Genomic DNA, 21,245 nt, shown 5'->3' with positions numbered 1-21,245 from the left:
GGGGCCAGACGGAAAACCATAGCGGGTTGAGCGGACGCTATCGCCGGCAAGCCGGCTCCCACAGGGATAGCGTTGGCCTGTATAGGCAACCGCCGAATCGATGGTTTAGAGTGCGTGCCTGCGTCGTAAAAAGGACAGGCGTCATGACCAATAACAACCAGCAATTCGCCAGCGACAACTATTCCGGCATCTGCCCCGAAGCCTGGGCCGCGATGGAAAAGGCCAACCAGGGTCACGAACGCGCCTACGGCGACGACCAGTGGACCGAACGCGCCTCGGAGTACTTCCGCAAGCTGTTCGAGACCGACTGCGAAGTGTTCTTCGCCTTCAACGGCACCGCCGCCAACTCACTGGCCCTGGCCTCGCTGTGCCAGAGCTACCACAGCGTGATCTGCTCCGAGACCGCCCACGTCGAGACCGACGAATGCGGTGCGCCGGAGTTCTTTTCCAACGGCTCCAAGCTGCTCACCGCGCCTAGCGTCAACGGCAAGCTCACCCCCGAGTCAATCCGCGAAGTGGCGCTCAAGCGCCAGGACATCCACTACCCCAAGCCGCGGGTGGTGACCCTTACCCAGGCCACCGAAGTGGGCACCGTCTACCGCCCCGACGAGCTCAAGGCGATCAGCGCCACCTGCAAGGAACTGGGCCTGAACCTGCATATGGACGGCGCGCGCTTCACCAATGCCTGCGCGTTCCTCGGCTGTTCGCCGGCCGAGCTGACCTGGAAGGCTGGCGTCGATGTGCTTTGCTTCGGTGGCACCAAGAACGGCATGGCGGTGGGCGAGGCGATCCTGTTCTTCAACCGCGACCTGGCCGAAGACTTCGACTACCGCTGCAAGCAGGCCGGGCAGCTGGCGTCGAAGATGCGCTTCTTGTCGGCGCCGTGGGTCGGGCTGCTCGAAGACGGCGCGTGGATGCGCCATGGCCAGCACGCCAACCACTGCGCGCAGTTGCTCGCATCGCTGGTGAGTGACCTGCCGGGGGTGGAGCTGATGTTCCCGGTTGAGGCCAACGGGGTGTTCCTGCAGATGCCGGAACCTGCGCTGGAGGCGCTGCGCAACAAAGGCTGGCGTTTCTATACCTTCATCGGTAGCGGTGGTGCGCGGTTCATGTGCTCGTGGGATACCCAGGAATCTCGCGTGCGGGAGTTGGCGGCGGATATCCGCGGTATCTTCAACGCCTGACAGGCCGCCATCGCCGGCAAGCCGGCTCCCACAGGATTAAGCGATCACCTGTGGGAGCCGGCTTGCCGGCGAAACGAGCGCAAAGCGCTCGCCTGCGATTCAAAGGCGGAAGCCACCCATCTGCCGCGCCAGGTCATCGGCCAAACCACGCAGCGCCTGGCACTCCTCGCGGCAATCCTGCACCTCGGCGGCCGTCTGCCGCGCCAGGTCGGAAATGCCCTGGACCGTCCGGTTGATCTCCTCGGTCACCGCCGACTGTTCCTCGGTGGCGGTGGCCACCTGCTCGTTCATGCCGCTGATGCGCTCGACCTGATCGGTAATCGCGCCGAGCGAGGTCCCGGTGCGCTGGCTCGACTCGACACCGTTGCCGGTGGCCGTTTGCCCGGCCTGCATCGACGCCACCGCCGTGCCGGCGCCCTGCTTGAGACGCTGGATCATCTGCTGCACTTCGTCGGTGGACACCTGGGTGCGTCGCGCCAAGGTGCGTACTTCATCGGCGACAACCGCGAAGCCTCGCCCCATCTCGCCGGCCCGCGCCGCCTCGATGGCGGCGTTGAGCGCCAGCAGGTTGGTCTGCTCGGAGATGCTGCGGATCACCGCCAGCACTTCATCGATCGAGGCAACCTCGTCGGCCAGCTGGGTCACGGCCTCGGCAGCGCGGCCAATCTCCCCGGACATGCCCTCGATGTTGTGGATGGAGCGGCGCACCACTTCCCGCGCCTGCAGCGCTTCATCCCGCGCCGATTGCGAGGCGTGGGCGGCGGAGCCGGCATTCTGGGCGATATCCTGCACGGTCAGGCCCATCTCGTGCACGGCGGTGGCGACCATCTCGGTCATTTCCTGCTGGCGGCCCGAGCGCTCGGCGGTGTTGTCCACCACCTGGGTCACCTGCTCCACCGACCGGTGCAGGCGCTCGGTGGTGCGCAGCACTTCACCAATCAGGCCGCGCTGGCTGTCGAGGAAGCGGTTGAAGCCCCGGGCCAGGTCGCCCAGTTCGTCCTGGCGCGCATCATCCAGGCGATGGCTGAGGTCGCCCGCGCCACCGCCGATCTGCACCAGCGCCGCGGTGACCTGGCGGATCGGCCGCACCAACCCGCGCGCCAGCAGCACCACCAGCAACAACGAGATCAGCGCCACGCCGCCACCAATCAGGCAGGTCTGCCAGATAGCCTGGCGCGCCTGGGCGTAGATCTCGGCTTCCGGCACTTCGGCCACCAGCGTCCAGTTCAGGTCGCGCAAGGGCAAGCCCAAGGCCAGGTAGTCCTCGCCATCACGTTGGAAACGGCTGCTGCGCAGGCCCTCGCCGCCCACCAGCACAGCCTTCGCCGACTCGACGTCCAGTTGCTCGGCAAGTTGACGCTTGCCGCTGAACTGCTGGTCGGGATGGACCTGGATCAGCCCGTCGTTGCGCACCAGGAACACCTTGCCGTGCTCGCCGAAGCTGAAGTCGTGGATCAGCTTGGACAGCTCGGTCATGCGCAGGCCCATGCCTGCCACGCCCACCAGCTGGCCGGCCTTTTCCACGCGATAGTCGATGAACAGCGCCAGCTCCCCCGTGGAGCCATCGATGTCGATGTTCAGCATGCGTTCGGCGCCGCTGTCGATGTAGCCGTAGAACCAGTTGTCCTTGGGGTTGGCGCGGCTGAGGGTGCGGTCCAGGCCTTTTTCGTTGTAGTAGTTGCCGCTCACCGTGGAGGCGAACAGGGTGGTAAAGGCGTGGTTGCGCTGCTTGGCGGCGTCGAGGTACTCGATGAACGCCGGCAGCGCGGCGGGATCTTCACCGGCAGCCAGCCAGTCGCGCAGGAGGGTGTTGCCGGCGATATCCGCGGCTGCCACCAGCGGGCGGCCGAGCATGCGTTCGATATCGTTGCGGATGGCTTCGATGCTGGCCGGCAAGGCCGTATCCACCAGGTAGCGCTCGGTAAGGCGGTTGAGCGCCACCGTGTAGATCGCCACCACCACCAGGATGCTCGCCAACAGGGCGGCGCCCATGCTTGCAATCAGTTGCCACTGGATACTCCGCCGCCAGATGCGCATGTTCCACTCCCCGATAATTATTGTTTTTCGGGAAGTGTATACACTTAAGTATCCAGTTGTTCCAGTGATCCGCGACACAACGGCCGCCCTAGTCGCGGGGCAAGCCTGCTACCAGTCGCCGCGCGATGGCGTCAGTCAGACGTCGGAGACGGCCTTGCTGATGGCATCGACCGTGGCGTCGATCTGCGCCTGGGTGCGCTCGAGGGTGCGGTCGTGCTCGCGCTGCAGTTCGATCTGCCTGGAGCACAGGTTCAGGGCGGCCAGCACCAGCAGCTTGTCGCCGATCAGGGTCGGGTAGCTGCGCTTGGTCTCGGCCAGGGCGACATTGAGCATGCGCACGGCTTGGTTCAGGGTTTCTTCCTGGCCCTCGGGAGCCTTCAGCGAATAGTCGTTGCCCAGGATCGACACGACATTGACCGGCTGCGCTTGCAGTCTCATGCGTTCACGACACCCGCGCTGGCGCGCTCGACCAAGGCCTGGATGCGCGCGGCGGTGGCGCCGTGCTTCTCTTCCTGCTCCATCAGCGACAACTGCAGGCTGTCGTTCTCTTCCTTGGCCTGGGCCAGTTCCTGGCTGAGGTTGGCGTTCTGTTCGGCCAGCTGTGCGTTCTTGTGCATCAGGTCGCTGACCAGTTGCTCGAGTTGATTCAGGGAAGTTTCCAACATGCGTCTATCTCGGTTGTTGCAAAGGGCGCACACGATAAGGAAAAACTGCCGCCCCCGCCATTAAATATCGGATTCAAAAGGTGTTTGCCGGGTTCAGGTTGACCCAGGATCGGCTCCCTTGTTCCGACCTGGATCAACCGCTGGTCAGGAAAATAGTTAGCTGCCTCACAATTTCATCAAGTCAGCCTAAAGACTGGCCGGTCACGACCGATAGGCAGGCAGGTCTTCTTCCGTCGCATGGATCGCGGCACCTCTTCTGCCTTGGAAACCGCCTCCATGTCCTTACGCAATATGAATATCGCGCCCCGCGCGTTGCTCGGGTTCGCCGTGATCGGTGTGCTGATGCTCGGCCTGGGTATCTTCTCGCTGATCCAGATGGGCAACATCCGCCAGGCCGGCGTGACCATCGAAGAAGTCAGCGTGCCCAGCATCAAGACCCTCGACGAGCTTACCGCGCTGAACCTGCGCCTGCGCACCCTCTCCTACCGCCTGCTGCTCAACCGCGAGCCGGCCACCCAGCAAGACACCCTGCGCCTGCTGGACGAGCGCAACGCGCAGATCGACAAGGCGCGCCGCGCCTATGAGCCGCTGGTGACCGCCGCCGATGAGAAGGCCGCATTCGACCAGTACGGCCTGCTGCTCAACCAATACCGCCAGCTCGAGGCGCGCATGCGCAGCCTGAGCCAGGCCGGCGACCTCGATGCCCTGCGTGACCTGCTCAACCGCGACCTGCTGGACAACTCCGAACAGATCAACAAGATCATGGACACCCTGGTGCGCATCAACACTGACCAGACCAGCGCCACCAATGCCCAGGCCGCCGACCAGTACAGCGGCGCCTTCGGCCTGGTCATCAGCCTGCTGGTGGCCGCCACAGTGCTGACCCTGCTGTTCGCCTTCCTGCTTACCCGCAGTATCGTCAAGCCCATCGACGAAGCGCTGCAGGCCGCCGAGCAGATCGCCGAGGGCGACCTGACCCACAGCATTCACGCCGAAGGCACCGACGAGGCGGCGCGGCTGCTCAAGGCCATGGCCAAGATGCAAGACAAGCTGCGCGACACACTGCAGCTGATCGCCGGCTCCGCCACCCAGCTGGCCTCCGCCGCCGAGGAGCTGAACAGCGTCACCGACGAAAGCGCCCGGGGCCTTCAGCAGCAGAACAACGAGATCGAGCAGGCCGCCACGGCCGTCACCGAGATGACCAGTGCGGTCGAGGAAGTGGCGCGCAACGCAGTGAGCACTTCGGAAGCCTCCAGCGAAGCCAGCCGGTCGGCCGGCGATGGCCGCGACCTGGTACTGGAGACCGTGGGCGCCATCGAGCGCATGAGCGGCGATGTGCAGGCCACCGCCAAGCTGATCGCACACCTGGCCGAGCAGTCCCGTGATATCGGCAAGGTACTCGACGTGATCCGCGGCCTGGCCGACCAGACCAACCTGCTGGCGCTCAACGCCGCCATCGAGGCCGCCCGCGCCGGCGAGGCAGGCCGTGGTTTTGCCGTGGTCGCTGACGAGGTGCGTGCCCTGGCTCACCGCACCCAGCAATCCACCAGCGAGATCGAGCGGATGATCGGCAGCATCCAGGGTGGTACCGAGCAGGCCGTGGACTCGATGCGCACCAGCACCGAGCGCGCCGAATCGACCCTGAACATCGCCCGTGGCGCGGGCCTGGCGCTGGACACCATCGCCGGCGCGGTGGCGCAGATCAACGAGCGCAACCTGGTGATCGCCAGCGCCGCCGAGGAGCAGGCCCAGGTGGCCCGCGAGGTGGACCGCAACCTGGTGAACATCAACGACCTGTCGGTGCAGAGCGCCACCGGGGCGCACCAGACCAGCGCGGCGAGTGCCGAGCTATCCCGTCTGGCAGTAGATCTGAACGGGTTGGTGGCGCGGTTCCGCACCTGATCCTCAAACGCATCGCGGGGCAAGCCCGCTCCCACCAGCCTCACTGCGTGGGGGCGGGCTTGCCCCGCGATCGCCTCCGATTGAGGATCAATACTCGATCCGCACATCCCCCTTCGGCACGCTGCAGCACGACAGGATGTAGCCCTCGGCCTCGTCCTCCTCGGTGATCCCGCCGTTGTGCTCCATCTCCACCTCGCCGCCGAGCTTGAGCACCTTGCAGGTGCCGCAGATGCCCATGCCACAGGCCTTGGGGATCATCAACCCGACCTTGGCCGCCGCCGCGTGCACGGTCTCGCCCGGGGCCACGCGAATACTCTTGTCGCTACCGACGAACTCCACCAGGTTGAGGTCGGCTACATCCACTTCCGGCGCATCGGCCGCGGCCTCCGCGTGCTCGACCGCGTCGGCCTTGGCCTCCGGCGGCGTCGCGCCGAACGATTCCTCGTGATAGTTCTTCATGTCGAAGCCGACCGCTTCGAGCATGCGCTTGACCGCGCTCATGTAGGGCGTGGGGCCGCAGCAGAATATGGTGCGCTCGAGGTAGTCCGGGGCGATCAGCTCCATCAACCGCTGGTTGAGGTAACCGCGATAACCCGCCCACGGCTCGCCCAGCCCGTGCTTCTCGCAAATGATATGCAGGCTGAAGTTGGGGATGCGCGAGGCCATCTGCTCCAGCTCACGGTGGTAGATGATGTCTTTCGGCGAGCGGGCGCTGTGCACGAACACCATGTCGACATTGGCGTTGGTGTCGTAGAACCAGCGGGCCATGGACATCACCGGGGTGATGCCGACGCCGCCGGACAGGTACAGCGTCTTGCCGGCCGGGAAGTCGATGGCGTTGAACAGCCCCACCGGCCCGTGCACCGGTAGCTCGGCGCCTTCGTGCATGGTGTCGTGGAGGAAGTTGGAGACCAGCCCGCCCGGCACCCGCTTGACGGTGATCGAGAAGCTGTAAGGCACCGACGGCGAGCTGGAGATGGTGTACGAACGCATCACCGGCTTGCCTTCGATCTCCAGCTCCAGGGTGACGAACTGCCCGGGCTTGAAGAAGAACATGATCGGCTGGTCGGCCATGAAGCAGAAGGTGCGCACGTCCCAGGTTTCCTGGATGACCTTGACACAACGCACGATGTGGCGGCCATTGGCCCAGGTCTGGGTGGTAACCGGATTGAGGAAGGTATCGGACATGTTCATCTCCAGCAGCCGACTGTCGGCCTTTCTTATGACTCCGATAATGCGCATAGCGCCGTGTACGTACATTCCCATCCGCGACATCGGCGTGCTTATCGCGACCAGCCCCGCGCTACAAGGGCTGGCGCGTCGGAATTCGATGCGGCCATGTCGCCCGTGGATATGGTCCTTTCACTGCCCGGACGCACACTCCTCGGCAAAACAACACGCTGTTCATCCAACGACAGCCTTGCGGCATTACAACAACGATTAGCCACTTCAGCCGGCCGCACGCGGCCACGAGGACCACACGATGGACGTCACCGCAACCCTGAGCCTGGGCGATCCACTGGAACCTGCACGCAAGGCCACCGCCGAGATGCTGCAGACCCGCGAGCGCACCTACTCGCTGCCGCAACCGTTCTACTGCGACGAGCGCCTGTTCCAGATCGACATGCAGGAGATCTTCCACAAGGAGTGGCTGATCGCCGGCATGGTTTGCGAGATCCCGACCAAGGGCAACTACATCACCCTGCAGATCGGCAAGAACCCGATCATCGTGATACGCGGTGCCGAAGGTAAGGTACATGCCTTCCACAACGTCTGCCGCCACCGCGGCTCGCGCCTGTGCGTCAGCGACAAAGGCAAGGTGGCCAAGCTGGTCTGCCACTACCACCAGTGGACCTACGAACTCGATGGCCGCCTGCTGTTCGCCGGCACCGAGATGGGCGCCGACTTCGACATGAACCAGTACGGCCTTAAACCGGTGAACGTGAAGGTGGCCGGGGGCTACATCTTCATCAGCCTGGCCGAGGATCCACCGGCCATCGACGAGTTCCTCGCCACGCTCGATCACTACATGGAACCGTATGACATGGAGAACACCAAGGTGGCGGTGCAGACCACCTTGATGGAAAAGGCCAACTGGAAACTGGTGCTGGAGAACAACCGCGAGTGCTACCACTGCAACGGCTCGCACCCAGAATTGCTGAAGACCCTGCTGGAGTGGGACGACACCAACGATCCCCGCGCCAGCCAGGAATTCAAGGACCACGTCGCCGCCTCCGCCGCCGCCTGGGACGCCGAGAAGATTCCCTACCTGCACAAGAGTCATGGCCTGCGTAACCGCATCGTGCGCATGCCGCTGCTCAAGGGCACCGTGTCGATGACCATGGACGGCAAGGTGGCGTGCAAGAAGCTGATGGGGCGCATCAAGAACCCCGACCTGGGCTCGATGCGCATCCTGCACCTGCCGCATTCGTGGAACCACTGCATGGGCGACCATATGATCGTGTTCACCGTGTGGCCGATCAGCGCGCAGGAAACCATGGTCACCACCAAGTGGCTGGTGCACAAGGACGCGGTGGAGGGGGTGGATTACAACCCTGAGGAGATGCGCAAGGTATGGGATGCCACCAACGACCAGGATCGGCGGTTGGCGGAGGAGAATCAGCGGGGGATCAACTCAACGGCGTATCAGCCGGGGCCTTACTCGAAGACCTATGAGTTTGGGGTGGTGAACTTCATCGACTGGTATAGCCAGCGGCTGCTGAACAATCTCGGAGCCGAGCCAGCGAGCTACCTGAGGGAAGTACAGGCACAGTAAGCGCCAAACGAAAGCACATCGTCCGCTAACCATGACTGACGGTGTGCTGTCGTTGCTGTACATAATTAATCATTGAGTCCCTGACCGCCAATCATCAATTTTCACAGCACCCCCTGTCGCACCTTGAGATTTTAATACGGGAGGATTACTCAACAACTCCATGTTTACGTCTCCTTGCTCTCTGCTTGCCTTGTCCTTCTTATCACCCAAGAAATTTTTATAGAGCCCGATCAGTGTTAACCCGGTTAGTATCGCTTCCCCGACTGCACTAATGGCTTGACCAACTAGATAGGTAACAGCAATGCCGAAATCACTTCCGCTGTCATCTACAGCTGCGTAACGCGGTTCCATTCCTCTTTTATTTATCGCAAGTTTTGTTGCGCTCGCTCCAAAGGAAACAACTTCTCCAACGAATTTGAGCCCATAGCCTGCGGCCTCAGAAACTAAATTGGGGTTATCCATACTTAGGGCTTTTGCCGTCTTAACCCCATTATGTAACAAACCAACTCCGGATTTGGTGAGCCCCACGATTGCAGCTGCGTTCCAGAGCTGTTTCGTCAACCCATCCGGATCAATAGCATTGATTGGGTCATTGATGACATAGGCGTATGCATTTATGCCGCCACGGTCAAACGGGCTGAGATGATCGGGTGAGTGAAAACGCATGATCATTGGATTGTACGTGCGATGGCCATGCCCCAACATATACCAACCAAACGCCTTCTCGCGCAGCTGCCCCGCATAACCGATTGTGGTTGCCAATGGCTGACGCCTCATAAATCCATAGGGCGTGTATTGAAATGAATGCGGCGCCCCTTCGGTGATGGAAGCGACCACACTAAGCTGAGGATCACATTGGAGAATGGATGATCGATGCATAAGTAACGACCTCACGCGGCTTTCACTTAACGAAATATTACATTAGAAGCCTATATGTCAGCGGCAGCAACGAAAGGCCGCCAACCAATTTCCGTGCAAACCAAATAATTACAACGTTCCAGACCTTTCTCTCCACTGTTTGTCACTCAGGAAGTCGTTATTATTTTTCACCTTGCCAGACTCACCCACATCGCGGATGGCATAAGCATTACCCGTAAGTTCCAACCTCCTACGTCCGAGTTCCCTTTCAATCAGGTACATCGCATCACTATACTCTGATCGCCTTACAAGCAGCTTAGCCAGCTCATCGAGGCGTTTTAAATTTTCACGAGAGTGAGGCTCTCCCCAACTCGATCGCTGGGACGTAATAATATGATCAGTTTTTTTGATTGAAGTATCCAGATCATTCAAATAGCTGGCAACCGATCGCTTATCTTTAGTCAGCTGAACAAAATTCAGCCATACCTCGCCTGATGTTCCAATCACTTCTTTACCAACACTAAAATCAGAGCCAACACTAGAGTCACTTTCATACCCACTGTGATGACCTGAAGACGATTTTCGTGACGCAGATTTTCCTTTCCCAGTCGAGTCCTGCCAGTTGACAGGATCACCTTCACAATAGGCATACGCATTGACGCCTCCCCTTCCGAAAGGACTCAATGCGTCAGCAGAATTAAACCGCATGAACACAGGATTGTAGATCCGGTAGCCCATGCCCAACACGTAGAAGCCCTGTGGCGATTCGCGTCGCTGACCAGTAAAACCGATTTGCGTAAAATCTGCTGACGCAGACCGATAACCATAGGGCGAATACGCCATAGTTTCCCAAGCGGATGTACACCAGTCAGCTATTGGGTTTCGCATCCCGTCGATAATCAGCAAATGGTTCGCAGCCATATCCCACCACTCCACTGGAGGCTGAACTAATCACGCAAAGTCAACCTTAGCGTGCTCGCAACGAGCAATGATGACAACTGACAAGTTTATCAGGTAACCCCAATACGTCAGCTAACGTATGCCGATCTTACCCAACGCTTTTTCCAGGGTTTCTACATGAAACGAGTAAGAGCCTCTTAATTTTTCGCTGCCCCTTTCGCGCCAAACTAGCAGGTTATCCACAGCATAAACAAACAGATAGAGCACGTAGTTAGCTACGGATCTACCGAGGACATAAAGAGGCCGGATAGAAGTGTTCAAATTTTGATCGAAACCCTAGAGGTACCGCCATTCAAGACCTACAGCGAAGCGCCAACATTTTATCCACAGGTTGGAAAACAGGTTTTGTGGATAACGCAGCGCTAGCTGAACGCAGCGGATTCAGGAGAACTGGGAATCGAGAGTTTTGCACACGCGGAACCTTGGGCGCTCGGCAAGGCATCTGCTGCTGTCATCGCGGGCAAGTGCGCTCCCGCATAAAGCAAGAACGGCGGCATGGCCAACGCCCGGTTCAGCGCACTACTCCCTCCTCCACCAGCAGCTTGAGAATGGCCTCTGCACCTTCCCGCGGGGAAACATCCTTGAGCACCTTGCCGCCCCCGCCACTGGCCTTGGCCGTCGCGGCCTTCATGCGGTCGGCGCCACTCTTGGCCTTGATCACCTTGAGCCGCTTGGGCCGTGGGCGGGCCGATTGCAGGGCATCGTCAGCCAGCACCGGATCGTCCACGACCTCTACAGTTCGCGCCGCCAGTACCCCACGCCGCGCCGGGCCGAAGGCTGATTGCCGAGGCTTGGGCGCGGCGTTATCCACAGTCGCCAACAACGGCAGGCGTACTTTCAGGCGACGCCGCTGGCCACGTGGCAGGGCCTGCAGCACATGGGCGGTGCCGTTGTCGATGAATTCGACCTCGGCCAAACCCACCACCAGCGGCCAGCCCAACTTCTCGGCCAGCAGGAACGGCAGCATGCCCGAGCCCTCGCCGGTTTCCGCCTGGCTGCCCGTCAGCACCAGCTGGGCACCCGCCTCGCGCAGATAGTCGCCAAGCACGCCCAATACATCGGCGCCAGCAGGCTGTTCCAGCACATCCAGATGATCCAGCCCCATGCCCAGGTAGGCACGCAGCGCCTCTTCACAAGGATCGCCGGCATGCACCACCTGCAAGTTATCCCCAGCCAGTTGCAAGCCCAACTCCACGGCTCGGGCATCCTGCTCGGCGCGGCGCGCGCGGCCGGAGCTGGGGTGGGCGCCGATCGAGACCAGGCTGATGACTTTCGTACTCATGCTCGCTGCCCCTATGCCGCGTCGCGCTGACCGCCGCTGCGGTAGTTGTCCACAGCCTCGATCAGTGCCTGGAGAATCGCCGAACTGTCGCCAATCACCGACAGGTCAGCCCGTTTGATCATGTCGCAGCCCGGATCCATGTTGATTGCCACCACCTTGTCGCAGGCACCGATGCCCTGCAGGTGCTGGATGGCGCCGGAGATACCCACAGCCACATAAACCCGCGCGGTAACCCAGGTGCCGGTGGCGCCGACCTGGCGGTTGCGCGGCATGAAGCCATCGTCCACCGCCACCCGCGACGCGCCTTCGGTAGCGCCCAAGGCGGCAGTGGCCTGGTGATACAGGTCCCAGTCCTTGACGCCGTTGCCGCCGGAGACGATGAACTCGGCCTCGGCCATGGCGATGGCGGCCGGGTCCACGGCCACCGAGCCAAGGTCTTCGATGCGCGACATGCTGCGTGCCACGCCTGTGGACAACTCCACCGGCAGGGCTTCATGGCGGGTTTCACTCACCGGCTCGGCACATTCGACGGCGGCCAGGATCAAGCGCGGCACCTCACGCTGGATATCCTGCTGACCTGCGCCTGCACGGCCGATGCACTGGCCATCCTTGACCTGCCACACCCTCGTTGCCGGGCGTTCGCCCAGGGCTGCGCCGAAGCGCCGGCCCAGTTCGCCGCCACCAGTGCGGCTGTCAGGCAGCAGCCAGTGGCGCGGTGCGAACTGGTTATCCACAGCCCGCAGGCCCTGGACTTGTTGTTCCGGTGCATAACCTTCGAAGGCCTCACCCTCGATGACCAGCAGGCGGTCGACGCCGGCTGTGGAAAAGTTGCTTTCCTTGTGCTCGCCGAACACCACGGCCAGCACCGCACCGTCGCTACCGGCCAAGCTGTGGGCCAGGCCGAGCAGGTCGCGGTCGTGGCTGCCAAGACGGCCACCGACCATGTCCGGGACCACGGCAATATAGAACGCGGGCGCGGCAACCTGGTGCAGCGGCAGCTGTACCTCGGCGGCGGCTGTGCGCCGCCCACCCACACCAGTGCCCTGCTGGGCGCCGCTACGGTCGATGCGCTTGAGGCCGTTGGGACCGATGAAACCGGCAGCAATCGCATGGGGGTTCTTGCGCATCAGCCCATTGGGGCCCATCCAGCTGGTTTGTTGCGTCTGCATGGCCGCATGCAGCGGGTGCAGACGGTTACGGGCGATCCACTCGGCGCGTGGGTCGCGGCGGATGATGTCGCTCATCAGTGCACCTCCGCAGGTTCACGTTTGGCCGCTGGCGACTTTGCGCTGGCGGGGGCCTCATCTTCGATCAGCACATCGGCGACCAGCTCGGCCAGGTCCTTGATCTGTGGGCGCGGTTCGACCACGCCTTCGAGCATCGCCGTGCACTGCGGGCAACCCACCGCCACCAGCTCCGCTTCGGTTTCGCGGATATCGTCCATGCGCATGTCGGGGATACGCTGCTTGCCGGGGATATCGGTGATCGGCGCACCGCCGCCTCCGCCACAGCAGCGGGAACGGAAGCCCGAGCGCTGCATTTCGCGCACTTCGATACCGAGGGCCTTGAGCACATCGCGCGGGGCTTGGTATTCGCCGTTGTAGCGGCCCAGGTAGCAGGGATCGTGATAGGTGACGCTGCCGCCCTTGTGCTGGCCGAGATTGAGCTTGCCGGCGGCGATCAGTTCAGCGATGTAGGTGCTGTGGTGCTGCACCTGGTACTCGCCGCCAAGGGCGCCGTATTCGTTCTTGAGTACATGGAAACTGTGTGGGTCGCAGGTGACGATGCGCTGGAACTGATATTTGGCCAGGGTCTGGATATTGCGCTTGGCCAGCTGCTGGAACGTTGCCTCGTCGCCCAGGCGGCGCGCCACGTCACCGCTGTCGCGTTCTTCCAGGCCGAGCACGGCGAAGTCCACGCCGGACGCTTTGAGCACTTTGACGAAAGCGCGCAGGGTGCGCTGGTTGCGCATGTCGAAGGCGCCATCGCCCACCCAGAACAGTACCTCGGTGGTTTTCACCTCTGAGAGCAGCTGCAGGTTGAGGTCGGCCGCCCAGTTCATCCGCCCGCCGGGGGCGAAGCCGCCGGGGTTGTCGGTGGCGATCAGGTTGTCCAGCACCTCGGCGCCCTTGTTCGGCGTGGCGCCCTTTTCCAGGGTCAGATGGCGGCGCATGTCGACGATGGCATCGACGTGCTCGATCATCATCGGGCATTCCTCGACGCAGGCGCGGCAAGTCGTGCACGACCACAGCGTCTCGGCATCCACCAGGCCGTTGACGATCGGCTGGTGCGGGTGGCCGCCATGCTCGCCGACCGGCTTGCCCGGGTACGGGCTGCCGGCGAACCGCGCGTCGGTGCCACCGGCAAGGCCGATGACCATGTCCTGGATGAGTTTCTTCGGGTTCAGCGGCTGGCCAGCGGCGAACGCCGGGCACATGGCCTCGCATTTGCCGCACTGCACGCAGGCGTCGAAACCGAGCAACTGGTTCCAGGTGAAGTCCACCGGTTTTTCCACGCCCAGCGGCGCGTTCGGGTCTTCCAGATCCAGCGGCTTGAGGTCCGTGGAGCGGCCACCACCAAAGCGTTCGGCGCGGCGGTGCCAGGCCAGGTGCAGGGCACCGGCGAAGGCGTGCTTCATCGGCCCGCCCCAGGTCATGCCGAAGAACAGTTCGGACACGCCCCACAGTACGCCGATACCCAGCAGTGCGACCAGTACCCAGCCGCCCGTGCCTTCAGGCAGGATCCCCGCCACCGGCAAGGTAGCAATGAAGAAGCTCGCCGCGAACATCAGCAGGCTCTTGGGCAGGCGCATCCACGGCCCTTTGGACAGCCGGGAGGGCGGGTTCAGCCGGCGTTTGAAGACAAACAGGGCGCCACTGAACATGATCACCGTGGCCACCAGCAAGGCGTAACCGAGGATCTTGCTGTGCAGGCCAAAGCCATGCACCAGGATCGCCAGCACGGCCGAGAGCACGAAGCCGCCGGCGGTGGCCACGTGGGTCTTGGACATGTACTTGTCGCGCTCGACCACATGGTGCAGATCCACCAGGTAGCGCCGTGGCATGGCCAGCAGGCCACCAAGCAGGTCAACCTTGCTCGGCCGCCCGCGCCGCCACATGCGCACCCGGCGCAGGGCGCCGAGCACCGCCAAGGCGAGGGCGGTGAACAGCAGGATGGGTAGAAGGGTGTTCAACATGGGAGGCTCCCACAACAGCTGGATTCTTGCGCCGCTCCCAAGAGCGGCGCGGAGCCCTGTAGGAGCGGATTTATCCGCGATGAGGCCGGCACAGGCTGATGGGCTCTGTCGACGCTATCGCGGATAAATCCGCTCCTACAGGGGGGCCAATCCCGCCTCTAAGGGCGGTGCGATCAGAAATCCTTGCACAGCCGCAAGGCGTCGTAGATCGCCGCATGCACGTTGCGCTGGGCCACGCAGTCGCCGATGCGGTACAGCAGGTAGCCCTCGCCCGGCTGGCTGAGGATCGGCTGCGGCTTGATGGCGAACAGCGCCTCCACGTCGATCTGGCCCTTGTTGCGCGAACCGTCCTTGAGCGCGTAGTACAGCTGCTCGTCGGGGCGCACACCGTTCTCCACCACCACCTGGTCGACCACCCGTTCTTCCTTGGCGCCGGTGTACTCGTTCTCGAGCACCGCCACCAGCTTGTCGCCCTCGCGGTAGACCTTTTCCAGCATCATGTCGCCGGTCATGATCACTTCCTTCGGGTACATGCTGCGGTAGTAGGTCGGGAAGGTGGTGCCGCCCATGGCCACGCCCGGCTTGATGTCGTCGGTGACGATCTCGACCTGGCTGCCCTTGTCGGCAATGAAGTCGGCCACCGACATGCCGGTGAACTCACAGATGGTGTCGTACACCAGCACGTTCTTGCCCGGCGCGACCTTGCCGTCGAGCACGTCCCAGCTGCTGACCACCAGGCCTTCTGCAGCGCCCCAGTGCTCGTTCTGTTCAAGGAACGAGTGCCCGCCCACCGCCAGCACGATCACATCCGGGCGCAGGTCCTGGATGGTCGCCACGTCGGCGGCAGTGCCCAGGCGCAGGTCGACCTTCAGACGTGCCAGCTCCAGCTGGTACCAGCGGGTGATACCGGCAATCTGGTCACGCTGCGGGGCCTTGGCGGCGATGGTGATCTGCCCGCCAATCTGGTCCTTCTTCTCGAACAGGGTCACGTCGTGACCACGTTCGGCTGCCACGCGGGCTGCTTCCATGCCGGCGGGGCCTGCGCCAACCACTACAACCTTGCGCTTGACCCCGGTGGTCTTCTCGATGATGTGCGGCACGCCCAGGTATTCACGGGAGGTGGCGGCGTTCTGGATGCACAGCACATCCAGGCCTTGGTACTGACGGTCGATGCAGTAGTTGGCACCGACGCACTGCTTGATCTGGTCGATCTGGCCCATCTTGATCTTGGCGATCAGGTGCGGGTCGGCCATGTGCGCGCGGGTCATGCCGACCATGTCCACGTAGCCGCCTTCGAGAATGCGCGTGGCCTGGTTCGGGTCCTTTATGTTCTGCGCGTGCAGCACCGGGACCTTGACCACTTCCTTGATGCCGGCCGCCAGGTGCAGGAACGGCTCCGGCGGGTAGCTCATGTTGGGGATGACGTTGGCCAGGGTGTTGTGGGTGTCGCAGCCCGAGCCGACCACGCCGATGAAATCGAGCATGCCGGTGGCGTCGTAGTACGCGGCGATCTGCTTCATGTCCTCGTGGCTGAGGCCATCGGGGTGAAACTCGTCACCGCAGATGCGCATGCCCACGCAGAAGTCGTCGCCGACTTCCTTGCGCACGGCCTTGAGCACTTCCAGGCCGAACTTCATGCGCCCTTCGAAGGTGCCACCCCATTCGTCGGTGCGCTTGTTGACCCGCGGGCTCCAGAACTGGTCGATCATGTGCTGGTGCACGGCCGACAGCTCGACGCCGTCCAGGCCGCCCTCCTTGGCCCGCCGCGCAGCCTGGGCGTAGTTGCCGATCACCCGCCAGATCTCTTCCACCTCGATGGTCTTGCAGGTGGCGCGGTGCACCGGTTCACGGATGCCCGATGGCGACATCAGCGTGGGCCAGTTGAAGCCGTCCCAACGCGAGCGCCGACCCATGTGGGTAATCTGGATCATGATCTTGGCGCCATGCTTGTGCATGGCGTCGGCGAGGTTCTGGAAGTGCGGGATGATGCGGTCGGTGGATAGGTTGACCGAGGCCCACCACTCCTGCGGGCTGTCGATGGCCACCACCGACGATCCACCGCAGATGGCCAGGCCGATGCCGCCCTTGGCCTTCTCTTCGTAATACTTCACATAGCGGTCAGTGGTCATGCCGCCGTCGGTGGCATACACCTCGGCGTGCGCGGTGCTGAGCACGCGGTTGCGGATGGTCAGCTTGCCGATCTGGATCGGCTGGAACATTGCTTCGAAGGCCATGACGCTATCTCCGGCTTACAACGGCTTTGTAACGAACAGGCCATCTTCGTGGCCTTCTTCCGACCCGCCGTAGACCTGCTCGGCCACGGTGCGGATCGAGCTGCCGCGAGCGGCGAGAATCTGGTCCATGGCGCCGGCGAACCAGCCGGTGAACATGTAGTCGACCTTACGGCCGCACTTGCCGTACACGTACACGAACGCCGAGTGCTTGAGCTTGACGCTGCAGGTGCCTTTATCCAGGTCGATATCCTGGATCTCGAACAGGCCCCAGCCACGCTGGCTCAGGCGCTTCATGTAGTGCTCGAACACCGCCACCCCTTCCAGGCCATGGCACTCGGCCTCTTTCTCGCACCAGTGCCAGGCGGACTTGTAGCCGGCCTTGTAGAGGATCTCGGCGTAGGCGTCGGCGCCCAGCACTTCCTCGATGCCCATGTGGTTATTGACGAAGAAATGCCGCGGCACGTACAGCATCGGCAGCGCGTCGCTGGTCCAGACACCGGTCTCGCTGTCGACTTCGATTGGCAATTGCGGGGCGATCTTGGCCATGGAAACTCAACTCCATAAAATTTTTGGATTCGATCAAAAGCCGCTTTGGCTTTTGCTTTTATAAAAAGCCGCAGTGAGTGCTGTTGGGGCCGTAGCGAGCGCGTCGAGCGCAAGGAAGGGCCGAAGCGAAAAGCGAGACAGTGCCGAGGCACGGCGAGCTTTTCGTGAGGGCCTGACGCAGCGATCGGCGTGCGCAGCAGGCCCCAGCAGTGCTCACTCGCCCCAGACGTCCTTTAGGACGTTGACCCAGTTTTCGCCCATGATCTTGCGCACCACGCGCTCGGAATGGCCGCGCTTGAGCAGCGTCTCGGTCAGGTTGGGGAACTCGCCGACGGTGCGGATGCCCAGCGGGTTGATGATCTTGCCGAAGTTGGTCAGGCGCCGGGCGTAGCCCTTGTCGTGAGTGAGGTACTCGAAGAAGTCCTGGCCGTGGCCCTGGGTGAAGTCGGTACCGATACCGATGGCGTCTTCACCGACAATGTTCATGGTGTACTCGATGGCCTCGGCGTAGTCGTCGATGGTCGAGTCGATGCCTTTGGCAAGGAACGGCGCGAACATGGTCACGCCGACGAAGCCGCCGTGGTCGGCGATGAACTTCAGCTCTGCATCGGACTTGTTGCGCGGATGTTCCTTGAGGCCCGAGGGCAGGCAGTGGGAATAGCAGACCGGCTTCTTCGATTCGAGGATGACCTCCTCGGAGGTTTTCGAACCGACATGGGACAGGTCGCACATGATGCCGACGCGGTTCATCTCGGCGACGATTTCGCGGCCGAAGCCCGACAGCCCGCCGTCACGCTCGTAGCAGCCGGTGCCGACCAGGTTCTGGGTGTTGTAGCACATCTGCACGATGCCCACGCCCAGTTGCTTGAACACGTCGACGTAGGCGATCTGGTCCTCGAACGCGTGGGCGTTCTGGAAGCCGAAGAGGATGCCGGTCTTGCCCAGTTCCTTGGCCTTGCGGATGTCGGCAGTAGTGCGCACCGGCATCACCAGGTCGCTGTTGTCGCGGATCAGCTTCTGGCTGGAAGCGATGTTGTCGACGGTAGCCTTGAAGCCCTCCCACACCGACACCGTGCAGTTGGCCGCGGTCAGCCCGCCCTTGCGCATGTCCTCGAACAGGTCGCGGTTCCATTTGGCAATGATCAGGCCGTCGATGACGATACTGTCGGCGTGAAGTTCGGCTGGGCTCATCAGGCTGTCCCCTTTTATAGAAGTTTGCTGGCGCCGAACCTTGTGCCGACGCTTTGGGGCCAGCATATGCCTGCGGCCCGAGGCGCCCCGATGCAAAAACGACAGGGGGTTTGCCGAAAGCGTCAATGGCCGACCTGACAGGCTCTGGCGCGCCCCTCGGCAATGAGAGCGAGTCTCGACAACGCTGTTTCATGAACATTTTCCCCGGGAGCTATCGCCCGGGCCTGGGCTGAGCGAGAATCCAGCGCATCGTCAGCCTCTTCAGGAGAAACCCGATGAAATCAATGGCATGGCTGGTCTTGCTGGCAGTGGCTTTCGGCGCGCACGCCGCCGAAGAGGAGAGCACCCCCTGCGACAACGTCGAGACCGACCAGCAGGGCTATGCCTGCGCCGCCTACAACAAGCAGACCGCCGAACGCGAGCTGAAGGCGGCCTATGACGACCTCATGCAGCGCATTCGCGACCAGTACGCGGATGAAAGCGACAAGGCCGCGGCGCTGAGCGGCAAGATGGAAGCCGCCGAGAAACTCTGGACGCAGCTGCGTGACGCCGACTGCAAGGTCGAGACCTGGGCCGAGAAACCCGGGAGCAAGGCGTTCGAGGCAGCGTGGGACACCTGCGTGGCGCAACGTAGCGATGAGCGGTCGGAGTACCTGCAGGGCATCGGCCAGCAATGACCTTTGGCCCGCGACGGGCCGCCAAGCGGCCCCCGGGAATTCCCGCGCCGGGCGCTAGCGCCTGAAGTCCGGCCGCAGCTCCTGGCCATCAATGCTCAGCGTCTTGTAACGCGGCGCCACCAGTTTCACCGCCCCCTCGCGAATCCCGTTGGCCAGGCTTTCGAGGTTTTCCATGTTGCCGCTCAGGCTGCCCACCTCGCGCCACTCGCGGTCTTCCCAGGTGAACACGAACAGCTGCGATGCATAGGTGTGCCGGGGGATCATCAGCACTTCGTTGTGCCCGTCGCCATCCAGGTCGACTGCCCACAGGTAGCAGCCCTTGCCACCGCACTGGCTTTGCGCAAGCGTCGCGTCGGCCAATGATTCGCTACTTGATTGCACCGGCCCGAGCCACTCGAACTTCGGGCCATGGTCTTCGGCCACTGTCGGTTGACGCACCTGGGCCATCTGCGCCAGCAACTGCTCGCGGCGGCCCGCATCGAACAGTTCATCTGTCTGCAGCCGCTGCTCAAGCTGCTCGAAGGCTTCACGCCCCGGCTGGCCGAGGTCGCGATACAAGGTCTCGGCGTCGAACTCGGTGATCGGCGTGTACCCGTTGACCAGGCGCTGGACCTGGTTCCTCGCACTCAATGCCTGCGGATCGAGCAGCGGCGTGTAGAACACCACCACCAGCAGCGCACTGAGCAGGGCGATCCATGGATTGCTCAGGCGCAGGCTGTGCAGCCAGGCCTGGCGCGAAGCCAGCACCGACCAGACCGCCGCCAGGCCGTGCGCCAGCATCACGCCCACCAGCATCGACGCCATGATCCGTGACGGTGTAAGCCCGTATTGGTCGATACGCAGCCAGCTCGCATAGGCCGCCAGGCCCACCAGCACCGGCAGGCACAACAGGCTGGCCTCCACCAGGCGCTTGAGCGGCGCGGGGTAGACGCTACCTTGCCGGCCATCCTGGAACACGCCGTTGACCAGGAACAGGTTGATGCCCGCCAGTACCAGCAGAAGGGTGGTCGAATAGCCGGTGTTCCACACCGGTTGCAGGCCGGAGAATGGCAATGTCAGGGTGAACAGCACGGCGATCAGCGCGCTGAGCGGCAACAGGAAGCGGCACAGCGTCAGCAGGATGCCGCGCAGCAGGCCGATGATCTTCTCGTTTTCCCGCCCCATGCGCATGCCCAGCGAAAACACCACCGGCAACACCAGCCAGAGAAACACCGGTGACTCCACCGCGTCCTTGACCTGCGGGATACCCAGCATGCTGAACAGCAGCGCGCACAACCACAGCAGTTGCCAGAACAGGCCGGTCAGCAGCTGTGCCAGGAAGACAATGAACACGTTGTTCCAGGCATGCCGGAACAGGTCTTCGTAGCGCAGGCGCAGCCCTTCGCCGGTCGGCCAGGCGAGAATGAACGCGGTACCGATATAGGCCAGCACGACGGCGGCCAGGCACCAGGTCTGCTGCAGCCAGCCCATATGCCCGGTATCGAGGAGCCAGGCACTGATCCCGCTGAGCAGCACGGTCAGGCCCAGTACCAACCAGCCGGTGCCACGCTGCAGCACCGCGCTGCCAAGCAGTTGCAGGTTCACGCCCGCTACCGCCACCGCGACGCACAGGGCTACCGACAGGCTGAAACCCAGCAGCTGACCCTCCCCCTTCACGGTGGTGAGCCACACCACGCCCTGAATCAGGCCGATGACGACGTAGAACAATAAGGAGCGTCTTTGCGCTGGCATTGCAAA

The 21,245-nt window shown here is 62.7% G+C and carries 17 protein-coding genes and 2 pseudogenes; 5 read left to right on the top strand and 14 right to left on the bottom strand.

The features are described 5' to 3' along the window. Positions 1-143 precede the first annotated feature (143 nt). Positions 144-1,184 carry a low specificity L-threonine aldolase gene (locus ACQ4OD_RS08825; RefSeq protein WP_139667955.1) on the top strand — a complete coding sequence of 347 codons (1,041 nt, stop codon included), beginning with the start codon at positions 144-146 and terminating at the stop codon, positions 1,182-1,184. 99 nt (positions 1,185-1,283) lie between these two features. Here the strand turns inward: ACQ4OD_RS08825 and ACQ4OD_RS08820 are convergent, their stop codons facing one another. From ACQ4OD_RS08820 to ACQ4OD_RS08805, 4 genes and pseudogenes are all read right to left on the bottom strand, one after another. Beyond that, positions 1,284-2,012, bottom strand: a complete 729-nt coding sequence (locus ACQ4OD_RS08820; RefSeq protein ID WP_430944182.1) for a methyl-accepting chemotaxis protein — start codon at positions 2,010-2,012, stop codon at positions 1,284-1,286. A 135-nt stretch (positions 2,013-2,147) separates the two neighbouring features. After that, a pseudogene (locus ACQ4OD_RS08815) lies at positions 2,148-3,176 on the bottom strand (HAMP domain-containing protein); the annotation flags it as partial. A gap of 180 nt (positions 3,177-3,356) precedes the next feature. Further along, the gene (locus ACQ4OD_RS08810) at positions 3,357-3,659 is read right to left on the bottom strand and encodes a cell division protein ZapA (protein WP_062572563.1); all 303 of its coding nucleotides are present in this window, start codon (positions 3,657-3,659) and stop codon (positions 3,357-3,359) included. Beyond that, entirely contained in the window at positions 3,656-3,886 is a 231-nt protein-coding gene (locus tag ACQ4OD_RS08805; RefSeq protein ID WP_023630185.1) for a hypothetical protein, read from the bottom strand. Before ACQ4OD_RS08805 ends, ACQ4OD_RS08810 begins: the two co-directional genes overlap by 4 nt. A 237-nt stretch (positions 3,887-4,123) precedes the next feature. Here ACQ4OD_RS08805 and ACQ4OD_RS08800 point away from each other — a divergent pair. After that, a pseudogene (locus ACQ4OD_RS08800) lies at positions 4,124-4,933 on the top strand (MCP four helix bundle domain-containing protein); the annotation flags it as partial. After that, positions 4,916-5,788, top strand: a complete 873-nt coding sequence (locus ACQ4OD_RS08795; protein ID WP_371918340.1) for a methyl-accepting chemotaxis protein — start codon at positions 4,916-4,918, stop codon at positions 5,786-5,788. The pseudogene ACQ4OD_RS08800 and the gene ACQ4OD_RS08795, both read left to right, overlap by 18 nt. Positions 5,789-5,875: 87 nt before the next feature. Here the strand turns inward: ACQ4OD_RS08795 and gbcB are convergent, their stop codons facing one another. Next, a complete protein-coding gene (gene gbcB / locus ACQ4OD_RS08790; RefSeq protein WP_046857453.1) occupies positions 5,876-6,976 on the bottom strand; it encodes a glycine-betaine demethylase subunit GbcB in 1,101 nt (366 codons plus the stop codon). Positions 6,977-7,271: 295 nt separating this feature from the next. Between gbcB and gbcA the strand changes: the two genes are divergently transcribed. Then, the gene (gene gbcA / locus ACQ4OD_RS08785) at positions 7,272-8,564 is read left to right on the top strand and encodes a glycine-betaine demethylase subunit GbcA (RefSeq protein WP_139667948.1); all 1,293 of its coding nucleotides are present in this window, start codon (positions 7,272-7,274) and stop codon (positions 8,562-8,564) included. A 69-nt stretch (positions 8,565-8,633) separates the two neighbouring features. Here gbcA and ACQ4OD_RS08780 read toward each other — a convergent pair whose 3' ends face one another. The 8 genes from ACQ4OD_RS08780 to ACQ4OD_RS08745 all read right to left on the bottom strand — a co-directional run bounded on the left by ACQ4OD_RS08780 (position 8,634) and on the right by ACQ4OD_RS08745 (position 18,831). Beyond that, positions 8,634-9,443, bottom strand: coding sequence for an RHS repeat-associated core domain-containing protein (locus tag ACQ4OD_RS08780; RefSeq protein ID WP_430944180.1), 810 nt, complete (start codon positions 9,441-9,443; stop codon positions 8,634-8,636). Between the two features lie 108 nt (positions 9,444-9,551). Further along, positions 9,552-10,343 (bottom strand): RHS repeat-associated core domain-containing protein, encoded by a 792-nt coding sequence (locus ACQ4OD_RS08775; RefSeq protein WP_430944179.1) that lies wholly within the window; start codon positions 10,341-10,343, stop codon positions 9,552-9,554. A 550-nt stretch (positions 10,344-10,893) separates the two neighbouring features. Next, positions 10,894-11,664 (bottom strand): electron transfer flavoprotein subunit beta, encoded by a 771-nt coding sequence (locus tag ACQ4OD_RS08770; RefSeq protein ID WP_430944178.1) that lies wholly within the window; start codon positions 11,662-11,664, stop codon positions 10,894-10,896. Between the two features lie 11 nt (positions 11,665-11,675). Beyond that, the gene (locus ACQ4OD_RS08765) at positions 11,676-12,908 is read right to left on the bottom strand and encodes an electron transfer flavoprotein subunit alpha/FixB family protein (RefSeq protein ID WP_139667940.1); all 1,233 of its coding nucleotides are present in this window, start codon (positions 12,906-12,908) and stop codon (positions 11,676-11,678) included. Beyond that, positions 12,908-14,860, bottom strand: coding sequence for a dimethylglycine demethylation protein DgcB (dgcB, locus tag ACQ4OD_RS08760; RefSeq protein WP_430944177.1), 1,953 nt, complete (start codon positions 14,858-14,860; stop codon positions 12,908-12,910). The genes ACQ4OD_RS08765 and dgcB overlap by 1 nt, the downstream gene beginning before the upstream one ends. 173 nt (positions 14,861-15,033) lie before the next feature. Then, complete coding sequence (gene dgcA / locus ACQ4OD_RS08755) at positions 15,034-17,094, bottom strand: dimethylglycine demethylation protein DgcA (protein WP_139667936.1); 2,061 nt, start codon at positions 17,092-17,094, stop codon at positions 15,034-15,036. A 15-nt stretch (positions 17,095-17,109) separates the two neighbouring features. Beyond that, entirely contained in the window at positions 17,110-17,640 is a 531-nt protein-coding gene (locus ACQ4OD_RS08750; protein ID WP_012316656.1) for a DUF5943 domain-containing protein, read from the bottom strand. Positions 17,641-17,853: 213 nt separating this feature from the next. Continuing rightward, positions 17,854-18,831, bottom strand: a complete 978-nt coding sequence (locus tag ACQ4OD_RS08745; protein ID WP_430944176.1) for a dipeptidase — start codon at positions 18,829-18,831, stop codon at positions 17,854-17,856. A gap of 275 nt (positions 18,832-19,106) precedes the next feature. On the opposite strand from ACQ4OD_RS08745, the gene ACQ4OD_RS08740 reads away from it, so the two are divergent. Further along, complete coding sequence (locus ACQ4OD_RS08740) at positions 19,107-19,508, top strand: lysozyme inhibitor LprI family protein (protein WP_046857459.1); 402 nt, start codon at positions 19,107-19,109, stop codon at positions 19,506-19,508. 54 nt (positions 19,509-19,562) lie between these two features. Here ACQ4OD_RS08740 and ACQ4OD_RS08735 read toward each other — a convergent pair whose 3' ends face one another. Then, entirely contained in the window at positions 19,563-21,239 is a 1,677-nt protein-coding gene (locus tag ACQ4OD_RS08735) for a DUF4153 domain-containing protein (protein ID WP_198753770.1), read from the bottom strand. Between the last annotated feature and the right edge of the window lie 6 nt (positions 21,240-21,245).

Source organism: Pseudomonas sp. WC1 (assembly GCF_050586565.1).
GTDB lineage: Bacteria > Pseudomonadota > Gammaproteobacteria > Pseudomonadales > Pseudomonadaceae > Aquipseudomonas.
The sequence above is the reverse complement of the archived record's forward strand: the minus strand, read 5'-3'. Positions and strand labels throughout refer to the sequence as shown.